Annotated in this window: 9 protein-coding genes and 2 pseudogenes; 4 read left to right on the forward strand and 7 right to left on the reverse strand. The window is 60.1% G+C overall.

Translation table 11 applies throughout. The features are described 5' to 3' along the window. Positions 1–223 precede the first annotated feature (223 nt). Entirely contained in the window at positions 224–622 is a 399-nt protein-coding gene (locus tag sphantq_RS21785; RefSeq protein WP_169575226.1) for a hypothetical protein, read from the forward strand. A gap of 730 nt (positions 623–1,352) precedes the next feature. Here the strand turns inward: sphantq_RS21785 and cueR are convergent. The 3 genes from cueR to sphantq_RS21800 all read right to left on the reverse strand — a co-directional run bounded on the left by cueR (position 1,353) and on the right by sphantq_RS21800 (position 4,447). Next, positions 1,353–1,739 (reverse strand): Cu(I)-responsive transcriptional regulator, encoded by a 387-nt coding sequence (cueR, locus tag sphantq_RS21790; RefSeq protein ID WP_169575227.1) that lies wholly within the window; start codon positions 1,737–1,739, stop codon positions 1,353–1,355. Beyond that, positions 1,736–4,102, reverse strand: a complete 2,367-nt coding sequence (locus sphantq_RS21795) for a heavy metal translocating P-type ATPase (RefSeq protein WP_169575228.1) — start codon at positions 4,100–4,102, stop codon at positions 1,736–1,738. The genes cueR and sphantq_RS21795 overlap by 4 nt, the downstream gene beginning before the upstream one ends. Before the next feature lie 99 nt (positions 4,103–4,201). After that, on the reverse strand, positions 4,202–4,447 hold the full coding sequence (locus sphantq_RS21800; RefSeq protein ID WP_169575229.1) for a CopD family protein: 246 nt from the start codon (positions 4,445–4,447) through the stop codon (positions 4,202–4,204). A gap of 374 nt (positions 4,448–4,821) precedes the next feature. Between sphantq_RS21800 and sphantq_RS21805 the strand changes: the two genes are divergently transcribed. Then, positions 4,822–7,257: an MHYT domain-containing protein gene (locus tag sphantq_RS21805; RefSeq protein WP_169575230.1), complete on the forward strand. Its 2,436-nt coding sequence runs from the start codon at positions 4,822–4,824 to the stop codon at positions 7,255–7,257. 45 nt (positions 7,258–7,302) lie between these two features. Here the strand turns inward: sphantq_RS21805 and sphantq_RS21810 are convergent. Together sphantq_RS21810 and sphantq_RS21815 are read right to left on the reverse strand one after the other, a co-directional pair. Then, positions 7,303–7,728 (reverse strand): annotated as a pseudogene (locus sphantq_RS21810) (IS701 family transposase); the annotation flags it as partial. A 62-nt stretch (positions 7,729–7,790) separates the two neighbouring features. Continuing rightward, positions 7,791–10,760 carry a Tn3 family transposase gene (locus tag sphantq_RS21815; RefSeq protein WP_066532466.1) on the reverse strand — a complete coding sequence of 990 codons (2,970 nt, stop codon included), beginning with the start codon at positions 10,758–10,760 and terminating at the stop codon, positions 7,791–7,793. Between the two features lie 140 nt (positions 10,761–10,900). Here sphantq_RS21815 and sphantq_RS21820 point away from each other — a divergent pair, with 140 nt between their 5' ends. Further along, complete coding sequence (locus sphantq_RS21820) at positions 10,901–11,470, forward strand: recombinase family protein (protein WP_011607925.1); 570 nt, start codon at positions 10,901–10,903, stop codon at positions 11,468–11,470. A gap of 81 nt (positions 11,471–11,551) precedes the next feature. Here the strand turns inward: sphantq_RS21820 and sphantq_RS21825 are convergent. Beyond that, a pseudogene (locus sphantq_RS21825) lies at positions 11,552–12,466 on the reverse strand (IS701 family transposase); the annotation flags it as partial. A 549-nt stretch (positions 12,467–13,015) separates the two neighbouring features. Continuing rightward, complete coding sequence (locus sphantq_RS21830; protein WP_272800366.1) at positions 13,016–13,165, reverse strand: FAD/NAD(P)-binding protein; 150 nt, start codon at positions 13,163–13,165, stop codon at positions 13,016–13,018. A gap of 108 nt (positions 13,166–13,273) precedes the next feature. Here sphantq_RS21830 and sphantq_RS21835 point away from each other — a divergent pair, with 108 nt between their 5' ends. After that, positions 13,274–13,867, forward strand: coding sequence for an alpha-ketoglutarate-dependent dioxygenase AlkB (locus sphantq_RS21835; RefSeq protein ID WP_272800367.1), 594 nt, complete (start codon positions 13,274–13,276; stop codon positions 13,865–13,867). Positions 13,868–13,871: the final 4 nt, after the last annotated feature.

Consider the following 13,871-nt stretch of genomic DNA (forward strand, 5'->3'; position numbering starts at 1 on the left):
TGTCCGTTCCGATCAATCCACTAGGTTCGATCGTGCAAGGGAGCGGTTGGAAACCATGGACTGACAGCCGATCTGAGTCTAGATTGAACCGGCTCCCCGTGTCCAGCACCAACCTCCGTCCAAGCGATAGGTTTTTGGAACTGGTCCTAAATTCTTGACCGTTTAACCCGTTCTTAAGTTCGGCTTTGCGACAAAATGCGTTCGCCAACCGAGGGAGCCAAGGATGACAGAGTATTTAGACGTGCAACATCGTGAAATGCTCGATTTGGCGCGAGCCATTCTGGGGGTGGTTGAGGACTTCCCAGCGCGCAGCTCTGACAAACTAAACCGCGCACGCCTGGCGTTGTCACGTACCGTGACTGCGCATTGCAAAGCAGAAGCGGCGCTGTTGGAACAGTGCAGCGAACAGATAAAGCCAGAAATCATGCGACGCTATCACGACGAGCTGCTGGCCTGGCGCCATGACCTGATCGCCTGCAATACAGATTGGCCGCCGGAACGCGTATGGGATGAACCAGCAGGTTTTAAAGCAGCTTTCCGTAAGATTGTTGACGCTCTCCAAGCGCGCATCTTATGGGAACGCAGCGCGATATACCCAATTATCCTTCATAAGGCTGCATGATGGTCAACGCTATCAACCGCTAGGTCGCAGCGACGGGCTGGCATGGGCGCGTGCGCGGGCTGGATGTGACTTTCACGGATTCGATGCCGAAAAGGGGACGGCGACAACGCGCATTAATAAGCCGCGTCGTCGTCGCCTGTATCTCTTTATCAAGCGCATTCACTTCATTCATCGCTGATAGGCGATACCAATTCGAGACCTTCCTGGGGTAGCAGCGGGGCGAATGGCTGCTGCGATCGCTATCAAATTATTCAAATCGTCGGAGCATAGGGGGGTTAGAAATGCCATTCCATATTTAGGACCACGGACCCAAGCGGTCCGAGCGGCGATGGAGAGCGTCTTGCATTCGATCCGTATGATCGTACCAACAGCGGGCGGGTTGGCACCATGGGCCAGCGCACCTGTGCAAGACAGGTCCAACAGATGTATCCGTTCAACAGCATGCTGATAACGAACCAGCGCAGGCTCGAAAAGTTTAATACGTTTCGCGATTCGAACGGATACTGGCTTTGTCACTGCTGGCCCTCCCCATCCGAAACGAAGCGCTACCGCAACCGATCCATATATTTCGTCCTTAGCGAACAGTTAAGAATCAATCCGGCCGGGAAATTTCTATTCTATTGCCATCAAGGCCGCGATTAAACGACCGGTGCAACACCAGCGTTTGCACCGCAGCCATCTCGAAATATCAGCCAATCACCGCAAGATGGCCCTCTCCGGAGTGATACGCTCAGCCGGCAAGCTGCTCGATAATCGGGCAGTCAGGCCGTTCATCCCCATGGCACTTCGCTGCAAGGTCCAGCAGCGTCGCGCGCATTTGCTCCAGTGCCTTGGCCTTGCGGCCCAGTTCCGCAGCGCGCGCGGCGGCGAGCGCCTTCACGTCTGCGCTTGATCGCGACTTGTCTAGCCATAGGCCTAGCAGTGCCCGGATCTCCTCGATAGGGAAGCCAAGGTCGCGGGCGTGGGCGACGAACCGCAGTCTCGCGACATCGGCGTCCGAATAGTCGCGATAGCCGCTGTCCCGGCGCGGGGGCGCGGGGATCAGCGCAATCTTCTCATAGTGGCGGATCATTCGCTGCGAGACGCCACTCGCATTTGAGGCTTGGCCGATGTTCACAGCCGCACCCTATTGAGCCTCAGCGCATTCGTCACCACAGCAAATGACGAGAGCGCCATCGCGGCGCCTGCCAGCATGGGCGAGAGCAGAATGCCAACCACCGGGTACAGCACCCCGGCCGCGACTGGCACACCGACCCCATTGAAGACGAACGAGAACCACAGGTTCTGGCGAATGTTCCGCATCGTTGCCTTTGCCAGCCGGCGCGCTCGGACCATAGCCGATAGATCGCCGTTCGTCAGCGTCATGCCCGCGCTCTCGATAGCAACGTCCGTGCCCGTGCCCATGGCTACACCCACGTCTGCCGCAGCGAGCGCCGGTGCGTCGTTGATGCCGTCACCGGCCATGGCCACCACGGCACCCTTCGCTTTTAGCTCCCCTATGATTCTCGCCTTGTCTTCCGGCTTCAGGTCAGCATGCACCTCGTCGATACCGCCAATCATCTTGGCCACCGCCTCCGCGGTGCCGCGGCCATCGCCCGTCAACATCACGATGCGCAGGCCTTCGGCATGAAGATCGCTAATCGCTCCGCGCGCAGACGCCTTCACGGGATCAGCAACCACGAGCATGCCGGCCAGATGCCCGTCCACCGCGATTAACATGACGCCAGCCCCTTCGAATCGCCGCACCTTGGCCGCCTCCTCGATAACCTCGGGTGCAGCGCCAACCGCCCGCATCATCGCAGCGTTGCCGATGGCGACCGACCGACCGGCGACCTTGGCCACCACACCAGCGCCAGTCGTCGAGTTGAACGCCTCCGCTGTCGGCACTTCAATCCGGCGTTCCTCCGCCGCGACCACGATCGCATGTGCGAGCGGATGTTCGGAGCGCTGCTCCACGGCTGCCGCGAGGGCCAGCAGTTCGTCTTCGTCGAAGCCGCCGACCGTCTCGATAGCGATCAGCTTCGGCTTTCCCTCGGTCAGCGTGCCGGTCTTGTCGATCACCAGCGTGTCGACCTTCTCAAGCGCCTGCAGCGCTTCGGCGTTCTTCACCAAAACTCCCGCGTGGGCACCACGGCCGGTGCCGACCATGATCGACATCGGGGTCGCAAGCCCCAAGGCGCACGGGCAGGCGATGATGAGCACCGCGATGGCGTTCAGGAGCGCGTGGCCGAAGCGCGGTTCGGGGCCGACCAGGTTCCAAATCACGAAGGTCGCGACTGCGATCGCCACCACCAGTGGCACGAACCAGCCGGATATCTGATCGGCGACCGCCTGAATGGGCGCGCGGCTGCGCTGCGCTTCGGCGACCATCTTCACGATCCGCGCAAGCACCGTTTCGGAACCGACCGCCTGAGCCTCCATGACCAGGCTGCCTGTGGAGTTGACGGTTCCGCCCGTAAGCTTTGATCCGGGTCTCTTGGCCACTGGCGCGGGCTCGCCTGTGAGCATGGACTCATCGACCGAAGAACGCCCATCGACTATCACGCCGTCCACGGGAACCGCTTCGCCCGGGCGCACCCGGATGCGGTCGCCCTGCATGACCTCAGAAAGTTGAAGCTCCTCCTCCGAGCCATCAGCGGCGATGCGGCGAGCCGTCTTCGGAGCCAGGTTCATGAGTGCACGGATCGCGCGGCCGGTCGCCGCACGAGCACGAAGCTCGAGGACCTGGCCAAGCAGCACCAGCGTGACTACCACGCCTGCGGCCTCGTAGTAGACTGGCACCCTCCCATGCATTCGGAACGCTGGTGGGAAAAGCCGCGGTGCGACCGTGGCGACGAGGCTGTAGAGGAACGCCACGCCGACTCCGATCGCGACCAGCGTGAACATGTTGAGGTTGCGCGTGCGGATCGAGGCCCACCCACGTTCGAAGAACGGCCAGCCGGCCCAAAGCACGATCGGCACGGTGAGCGCGAACTGCACCCAGTGGTTCCACTCGCCAGGCACGAACTGGAAGCCGAGCAATTCGGAAACCATCGAGACGAGCAGCAGCGGGGTCGTAAGAATGCCTGCCACCCACGTCCTGCGGGTGAAGTCCACGAGTTCAGGGTTCGGCGCGTCGTCGAGCGACGGCTCCTCGGGCTCGAGTGCCATACCGCAGATCGGGCAGGTTCCTGGGCCCTCTTGCCGGACCTCAGGGTGCATCGGACACGTCCAGATCGCGCCTGGCGTCGCTTCAGGTTCAGGCCGAGGCGCATCGTTCAGATAGGCCTCGGGATTGGCCACGAACTTTGTGCGGCAGCCTGCACTGCAGAAGTGATATTCCTGATCCTCGTGGTGAGCATGGTGCGGCGTGGCCGACGGGTCCACGCTCATGCCGCAAACAGGATCCTTCACCTGACCGACCGCTTGATCGTGGGCCTTCTTGCCGCCACCTCCGCAGCAGCCATGGCCTGCATGCGCCGTTGATTTCGGGTTGGTCATTGCCTTCTCCTGTTCGACGCATAGGGATGTAGTCCTTGACACCATGTCAGGGTCAAGGACTTAATTTGGTGGCGGCGTGCTCGCGTCGGTCTCCACTCGTCAGCTGCCGCCAGGCGGCTCAAGCGTGCCAAGCAACCCGACCAATCCGAGTATGACCACTCCTGCTGCCGCATCGGCCCAAAGGCTTCTTCGAAGCCTAGCGACAGCCACTTGATTAGCACCGCTGTCGATGCCGGTCTCGAGCGCCGGGATCAGGCGAAACCGGTTCGACGCCGCCATTGCGAGCATAGCGGTAAACAGGGCGTGCCTCATGAACAGCAGCGCGCTATACTGATCGGCCATCATCCCTGGGTCTGCGCCACCGACAATGGAGCCGTTATCGCGAAGGATATCGCCTATCGCATTTCCGATCCATTCTTCACGACCAACAAGATTTCAGAAATGCTGGAAAGATAGGCCTGCGAGCTAGTCGCCATGTGGACTGGGTCAGTCGTTTCGCGGAGGTCCTATGATTTCACGCGCGACCGTATGCTGGTTGCTGCCACCGCAATCTCGCGAGACAACGCTGACCCTCAAGCCGGAAGATGATCCACGCTGACAGGGTGGCGATACCACGATAAATTCAAGATGTTCTTGATCTTTGCTGAGGTTGTTTCCTTATGATGCCAAGGGGTTGAGGATATGTTGCACTATGGCACTGACTATGGGAGCAGTGGGTCATGATCATGACCGGCACGCACGACAGCAATCTAGTTATCCTGTCGATTCTTATCGCCATGTTCGCGTCATTTTCAGGGCTCAGCCTGGCCATGCGGATGCGCGCCTCGACCGGCTGGATGCGCCGCCTGTGGCTCGGCGCTGCGGCGGTTGCGCTGGGGGGCGGCATCTGGTCGATGCATTTCGTCGCCATGTTGGCGTACAGCATGCCGGGAATGGAGATGAGCTTCGATCTGGCTCTCACGTTGATTTCCTTCGCCATCGCACTTGCATTCACCGGCGCGGGCTTCGCGGTAATGGACTGGCGAACGATGGCAGCAGGGCGCGTGGCCGCCGCCGGATTGCTAATGGGATCGGGCGTTCTGGCGATGCACTATTTAGGCATGGCTGCGATGCACATAGCCGCAGACCTCAGCTACGATCATGGGTGGCTTGGTATATCTATATTCATTGCGATCGGCGCCGCCACGGCGGCGATGTGGCTGACCGCACGCGATCAGAAATTGTCCCACAGGCTTGTCGCCTCAGCAGTCATGGGGCTGGCGATCGCGGGCATGCACTATGCAGGCATGCGCGCCGCGATATTCACTTCCACGTCATCGGTGGACATGACGACGGGCGGAGCAAGCCTGGGACAGACTTATCTTGCGATCCTCATCAGCGCCATTACCGTGTTGATCCTTGTGATGGCCTTGAGTTCCGCAGCGGTGGAGAGGCTGTTTCAGGGATTCGTGCGCCGCGAGGCGCGCATTGCGCTGAGGTTACGGATCGCGGACGCTCTGCGCGGACGCGACACGCAAGAGGCGCTGCAGGAAGTTGCGGCGCTGATGGGCACGCACTTCAACGTGACCCGGACCGGCTATGGCCAGCTCGACCCGATCGAGGATATTTTCGAGTATGACGTATGTTGGACGGACGGCACCGTGCCGCCGCTACTCGGGCGCTATCCGGCAGAAGCGTTTGGGGCAAAAATCGTCGCCGCACTCAGCGCTGGGCAAACTGTCGTCATCGATGATCTTCTTGATGCCGAACTGAGCGATGAAGCAAAAACGCGAGAAACCGCTCAATCGGTCGATACGCGCGCAATACTGGTTGTGCCGTTTGTCCGCGACGGCCGCCTGAGCACGATCGTTTATCTCAATGATCGCGATCACCGCGCTTGGCAGCGACAGGACATTGCCTTCATGGAAGAGATTGCCGAGCGGACCCGACTGGTAATCGAACGCGCCACCGTCGAAGAAAAGCTGCGCGAATTGAATGCTACGCTTGAGCAGCGCGTCGAGATACGCACGCGTGAGCTCCGGGAAGCGCAAGAGGCTCTGCTCCATAGTCAGAAGCTGGAGGCTGTGGGCCAGTTGGTGTCGGGCATGGCACATGATTTCAACAACGTACTGGCAGCCATTATGGGTGCTTTCGACTTAATCCGGCGGCGTCCCGATGAACCCGAGCGGGTGCAGCGTTATGCAGAGGCGGGACTGGAGGCAGCTGAGCGTGGCGCTAAGCTAACCGCCCAGTTGCTCGCCTTCGCGCGGGCTCAGCGCATCCAGCTCACCCCACTCATCATCTGCGACATTATCAGGCCGTTACATAACCTACTGGCTCGCACGTTGGGCCCGATGATTAGACTCGATTTCGCACTCAATCCTCATCCAGTTCCGGTCCTCGCAGATGCTACACAGGTCGAGATGATGGTGCTCAATTTGGCGATCAACGCGCGCGACGCGATGCCAAATGGCGGCACCCTCACGGTCTCGACCACAGTACGTAATATCTCGGGACATCCGGAGGTCGATGATGGCGAATATGTCGAGATTGCGGTGGGCGACACTGGCGCAGGAATGGACGAGACCACACTTCGCCGGGCCATGGAACCGTTCTTCACCACCAAGGCGATCGGCAAGGGAACAGGGTTAGGGCTGGCCCAAATATATGGCAGCGCCCGCCAAGCAGGCGGAACGGTTCACATCGATAGCACTCTTGGGCAGGGCACGACGGTGCGCGTGCTCATGCCTTGCACCGATGAAGAGCCAAACGACCCAGTTCAAGCAGTCACACCGGTCGATATCGCGGGAACAGGCTCCATTAAAATATTGTTGGTCGACGACGACCAAGATGTGAGAAGCATGATCGCAAGCGCGCTCGAATGCCAGGGGCACTACGTGACGCAAGCCGAAAATGGCGATGCGGCATTGGTCGCATTGGAAGAAAATGTCCCAGACATCGCGATCATTGACTTTGCGATGCCTGGAATGAACGGCGCTGAATTGGCAAAGTGCATCGAGGCGCGCTGGCCAGGCTTACCTATCCTTTTCGCCAGCGGCTTTGCAGATACAGACGCTGTCGAACAAGCTGTTGGACGCCGAGCGAAAATTCTTCGTAAACCGTTTCGAGCAGACGAGCTTTTAGTGGCTATTCATCGGTTAGGTGCGTTCGCCTAGCACTACTTTGGCAGATTTTACGTAACTGGGTCCCCGAGGGATTTGTCACAGTGGGGGCATCGGGTTCGCGGTGGTTGCATGAAGAGGTCGAGAATTGCCTGCCTGATGGCTGGCATGGTCGGCTTCGGCGGCGGTCCACCGACTCTTTTTTTTCCGTCCCGCTGCCGTGAGGCGGCGGGATTGGAGGAAGGCGAAGGCGATCATCGCCATCAGGCAATGTCGGTGCAGCCCTGTCCATGATCTGCCCTCGAAGTGATCAAGGCCAAGCTCTTCCTTGAGTTGCTGGTGGGCCTGCTCGCAAATCCACCTCGCCTTGATCGCCGTGGCCAGCATTTTGAGTGTGGCGTCAGCGGGCAAGTTCGACAGGTAGTATTTTTGCTCACCGGTTGTGCGCCTTTCGCCGACCAGCCAGACTTCCTGTTCCCCGGGCATGGCCTGGACACGGCCGTCGCTCATGCGATGCCGGTGACCATCTGAGGGCATAGCGTGGAAGGTACGCTAAACAACGCTAAGGGAGAACAACCGAGGAACGCTTAGGCGGCGCGGCTGTCCGGCGGAAGATTGAGGGCCTTGCGGCCAGCGGAAGCGGCGGCTCGATCCCAGAGGAAATCGCCGGAAAAGGCAATATGCTCCCAGCCAACCGGCGACGTATGGACAAGCAGATCATCGGGGACCGGGGCCGCTGCCGATCGCAGATGCTGGAGGGCGTCGGCCATGTAGATCGTGTTCCAATAGACGATCGCCGCGATGACTAGGTTGAGGCCTGATGCCCGATATTGTTGAGCTTCATGGCTGCGGTCGATGATGCGGCCCTGGCGGAAGGTGTAGATCGCTTGCGTCAGGGCATGGCGCTGCTCGCTGTTGTTAAGGCCGGCATGGCATCGCCGGCGCAGATCGGGATTTTCAAGCCAGTCCAGCATGAACAGGGTCCGTTCGATCTTGCCGATCTCCTGTAGTGCGACGTCGAGCTGGTTCTGCCGTTCGTAGGCGGCGAGCTTTCGCAGCATGACCGACGGCGCGACGTGGCCAGCCTTGATCGACCCCACGAGGCGCAGCACGTCGTCCCATTGTTCATTGATGATGTCGGTGCGGATACGCTTGCCCAACAACGGGGCGATGGACGGATAGGCCGAAACCGGCGCGATCGGCGCAAGCCGCCTGTCCGGAAAGTCGCGCAGGCGCGGGCAGAAGCGAAATCCCAGCATCGCGCACAGGGCGAAGACATGATCCGTCGCTCCGCCGGTGTCGGTGTAATGCTCGACGATCCTGAGATCGGTGCCATGGCTGATGAGGCCGTCGAGGACATAGGGCGCTTCATGCGTGGCGGCCGAGATCACATTGACGTGGTAGGGCCCGCGCTGATCGGAAACATGGGTGTAGAAGCTGAAGCCATGATCGACGCCATAGCGCGCGTTGATGTCGCCGCCCGATGCGCCGCGCTTCGCGCCCCTGAAGAACTGACCATCGGAACTGGACGTTGTGCCGTCGCCCCATACCCGCGAGAATGGCAGGCGGTGGTGCGCGTTGATGAGGACGGCGAGCGCCGCGCGGTAGCTCTCGTCGCGGATATAGGCGTCATGGGTCCATAGGAGTTGATCGCGCGTGACGCCCTGGCTCGCGGCGGCCATGCGCGACAGGCCGAGATTGGTGGCGTCGGCGAGGATCGTGGCGAGCAGCGCATTTTCATTGGGACATAGCTCGCCGGTGCGCAGGTTGGTGAACGCCGAAAGAAAGCCAGTTTCCTGCGCCACCTCATGTAGCAGTTCGGTGATACGGATGCGTGGCATCATCGCATCGAGCCGGTCGGCCAGGGCTTCGGCGTCGGGCGTTGCGATCGTGCGAACGGGGGATATCTGGAGGCGGCCGTCGCGGTATCGCACACCCTCCAGAGCGTCGCGCTTCAGGCTCCGGGCGAATTTCTTCAGCCGCCAGTCCAGTTCGCGGCCCCGCTGTTCGAGCCATTCGCCGGCTGTGGGTGGCAGACCAAGAGCCGACACGATCGGCTTGGCCTTCGGTTCGCTTAGCAGGTAGCTGTCGAACTGGCGGTATCCCGTCGATCGTTCCACCCAGACATCACCGGAGCGCAGCTTGTTGCGCAGATGCGCGATAGTCGCGATTTCCCAGAGCCGCCGATTGATCTTGCCGTCATCGCCCATGACGATTTTCTGCCATTCCTTGCGGAAGGGCATCGGAGCGTCGGCAGGCAGATCGCGCTTGCCCGACCTATTGAGGTCGCGCAGCATCTCGATAGCGGCAATCGTTTTCGCGCTGCCCTTTCCGGCCCTGAACTGTAGCGCTTCAAGCAGATCAGGGGCGAACTTGCGCAACGTCGCATAGCGGTCGGCCGCGACCCTCAGCGGATCAAGATTGGCGGTTTCCGCGATCGTCGCCACTTCCGGTCTGGCCTTCAGGAGGGTGTGCCATCCTACTGAGGCATCCAGGACCTCCATAGGATCTTCGCCAGTATCGACTGCATCGGTGAGCGCGTCGATCGTCCTGCGGAAGATCAGCATCAGCCGGGCCACGTTCTTCGACGTGGCGGCATAGCTGCGCGCCTGGGCGTTCTTCGCGCGGGTGAAGATGCCGCCGATCAGCTTGTCCGCCATCTCCAGGGCGCTGTCCGTCAGCCGTTCTTCAAGATCGAGCAGGAAGGCAACGAGCGTGGCGCGTCGCCGGGAGGGAATATAGCGCTCGATCATATAGGCAGGCGACGCACGGCCTTCCCTGACATATTGCCGAAATCGGTCCGCGTGGATGCGGCCCGCGACGTCGGGGGAAATGCCGATCTTCCGCACCTGCCTCAGACGGTCGAGGATCTGGCGGACGTGATCGGGCTTGGCCGCGACGGGGATGGTCTTAAGCAAGGCGAGATGGCTCATGCCGCCGGCGGCGTCGAAGAGCTGATCGAGGGCCTGGACCTGTTCGGCGCTGAGATCGGCGATCAGGGCGTGGGCGGCCTGCTTGCGCGCGCGGGCACGTCCCGCGCTGCTGGCGCGTTCGATGGTGGAGATGGACGGCAGCAAAATCCGGGCCTCGCGCAGGGCGGTGACCACGCCCATCGCAATCGTCATCCCCTTGTCGGTCGCCCATGCCGTTCTCGCGGCCGCCTCGACCATGAAGGGAATATCGGCGCGGGTTGGCCCCCGAAGCCCCAAACGCGCCGCCAGCTCACGGGCATGATCCGTCATTGTCTGATCCCGCGCCGCATAGTTGGCCAGCTCGGTTACGTGCAGACCAAGTTGCTCCGCGACGAAAGCGGCGAGATCATGGGGTATTGCTCCCCTGTCCTGTATCAACTGCGCAAGCGTGATGCCCGGGTGCCGCAGGAGCGCGAGTTGCAGCGCCACGCCCAACTGGTTCCGTCGCTCCCGTCGCGCGCCGATGATCTCGATATCGGAAGGCTCGAAGGTATAGAGCCGGGCCAAATGGTCGCGATCGGTCGGGATGGCGAGTATCTGATCGCGTTCGCTCTCGGTCAGGAGTTGATGCTTGCGCTTCGTCATGCCGTTTCCTGTCCACAAAAGGTCATCTGGGCCTATGGACAGCGAGGAGTAAAGAGACATAGTATGTGGACGGATATGGGTGGGGCGCAGCGGCTGCCCTCCATAGCGTCCACAGAACGACCGTTTGGGAGACGTGCGGCATGGGTGATATTCTGGGCTATGCCCGCGTCAGCACCGGCGATCAGGACGTTGCGGGCCAGACCATGCGTCTGGAGAAGGCTGGCGCCATCAAAATCTTCACCGATGTCATTTCAGGTAAGAGCATGGAACGGCCCGGTCTGGCTGAGCTAATCGCCTATGCCCGCAAGGGTGACACGCTGGCGGTGGTCCGCCTCGATCGGCTTGGGCGCTCGCTTGCCGAACTTCTCACCACGGTTGAGACGCTACGCGGTCAGGGCATCGCGCTCCTGAGCCTTGAAGAAAAGATCGACACTTCGTCAGCTGCCGGCGAGCTCATCTTCCATGTGTTTGGGGCCATCGCCCATTTTGAGCGACGGCTGATTTCTGAGCGAACCAGAGATGGTATTGCCGCCGCCCGTGCTAAGGGCAAACAGCCTGGCCGTCAGCCGCTGGACATGTCCAAAGTGGATGCGGCCATCAAGCTGGTCGAAGCTCGTATCTCGCCTACCGAAGCAGCGCGGCAACTCGGCATCGGCCGATCGACCATTTATCGCGAAATGCGTAGGATGGGAATCGAACGGCCCGCCTGATTAAGCGTCCGTCCGTTCGCATCGAGCGTTCGCCATGCGTTCTCGCTTAGCGTTGTTTAGCGTACTTTCCACGCTATGCCCTCCATCTGCGACCCGAACACGGCGAGCCGCAAATTGACAGGTCAGCTTTCCTTTGGTTCCACGCCGCCAACTGACCTTTCGCCACTTTGCATCGGCCAACATCAATTCGGAAGAGATGGCAACATCGTCCGGTACGTGGTATTTGCGTCGCCTTCCGGTCGCAGCTTCCGGGAAAATCAGTCCAATATCAGCCCGATACACATTCTGGCGTCGTGATATGCCGACGGCCCACAACAAGTTGCGCTTGCTCAAAGCTTCGCGGAATTGCCCACTCGATCCATAACCCGCATCGGCAAGCACACAGCCAAAGCGGGCACCAGAGGCGATAACGCGATCAATTTCCTCAATGGCGATCTCAGGCTTGGTCAGCGCGACTTGCCGCTCGGCAGGGACCCGGACACGTTTCATGCGCTCGGCATCACCAGTCCAACTCTCCGGCAAAAAGAGGCGCAAGCCTACCATGACCGGCACTTCACGCGACGCCAGCGTCACAGAAACAAGAGACTGACAGTTGGATGTCTTGCCAAGCGAAGAGGCGTATTGCGGGGCCACGCCGACCGAATGACTGCCTTTCTTCGGCAGAGATGTATCGTCGATAACCAGATATCCGGCTTCGTCCCCCACCAGACGATCGGCTTCCTTCAGGAGGACAGCCTCAAGGGGAGCGCTTTCCCATACACCGTCAGCAACGAAATGGTGGAGTTGGTCATAGCCGAACTCGCGATTACGAGCTGCCATCGGTTGAACACTCTTGCGGTCCCCGGGGCCAATCAGACCCGCAACGTACGCAGGGCAAAGACGCATCCGGGTCTTGTGTCGCAACGCCGCCAGGAACGGTGCCAGCCAGACCTCCAGATCGTCGCGCCAATCTTCCACCATCACCAGCCTCCCATGAGCTGGCATCCTATGAATCAGGGAAATTGCCCCTTGGGAATCGAAAAATCAGATTTCTGCCAAAGTAGTGCTAGTGGATTGATTCCAACGTTTGGTGCCCACGCCTGAAGCGAAGATTGCTACAAAAACCGACAGGAATACCAAATTCAAATCGTGTGTGCCGATCATGATCATGATCCATAGGTCCCATAGCCCGCGCTATCGCATATCTCGATCTCTTGGATGACCTAACTGATTTGCTGCGCCGATTGGCTCAAATGACCGGTGGTGAATGCAGTACCTTGAGACAGGCATGGCCGCGACGTTTGGCCTTGCATTGCTAGCACCGGAGAAAAATTACATCGCTATCAGCCGGTACATCCCCACATTCTCTAGCAAAAAAAGCTTTCGCAACCGGAACAGATTCGGTCAAACCTCGTTCCACCTGTAAATCAGCACCGAAGCGGACCCCCGCTTCTTACTGGCGTAACTATTTGAGAAGAATGAAAACAATCACGTTGCTGGGGTCCCAATCGGCGCCGATCGGGACACCAGCTCCATATCTTTCCGGGTTCAATTTCAGTGGCCTGGCTAAATCTGACTGGGTCCCGCTTCCGAGCCGATCCACACCTGCTGCTCGAAGATCGTGATCCTCGCGGGGCAGGCTGCCTGCTCGACAAAGGCCTTGAGCGTATAAAGTGTGGTCGGTCCGGCACCGACGAAGGCAATGGATGCGGTCATTCGGCAAAAATGCTCAGATGCCGAAGTGGTGCCATCCCAGCACATGCTTCATCGAAAAAATCACCCTTGCGATTGCCTCGCGCGCGCTGCCTCCCAATCTAGGCGTGGATGGCCAACCTGTTTCCCGACCTGTTCGAGACCCCGAAAATCCCGGGCCTTTCCTATCGTGAGGACATCCTCTCGCGCCACGAGGAACTAAGGTTGATTGCCGGGATCGACGCGACCGCGCTCGAACCATTCCGCTTTCAGGGCTGGCTGGGCAAGCGCCTGACCAGTTCCTTTGGCTGGCGCTATGATTTTGACGATGCGCGCTTCGGGCCGACCGATCCCATGCCTGACTGGTTACTGCCTGCCCGCGACAGAGCCGCCGCCTTTGCTGGCATTGAGCCTGCCAGCCTCCCCCAGGCATTACTGATCCGATATGATCCCGGCGCAGGCATTGGTTGGCACCGCGATCGCCCCGTCTTCGACCATGTCGTTGGCATTTCGCTGAGCGTGGCTGCACCCTTGCGTTTTCGGCGGCGCAAGGCCGGCGGGTTCGATCGCGTCACCGTTCCGCTGGCACCGCGTTCGATCTATCACCTTCATGGTGAAGCGCGGTATGAATGGGAACACAGCATTGCCGAAATGGAAGAGACCCGCTGGTCGATCACCTTCCGCACGCTTTGTAAGAAAGTGTTGAACCAAAATAGGCTCGGATAGCGGC

The organism is Sphingobium sp. AntQ-1 (assembly GCF_028538045.1).
Classification (GTDB): domain Bacteria; phylum Pseudomonadota; class Alphaproteobacteria; order Sphingomonadales; family Sphingomonadaceae; genus Sphingobium; species Sphingobium cupriresistens.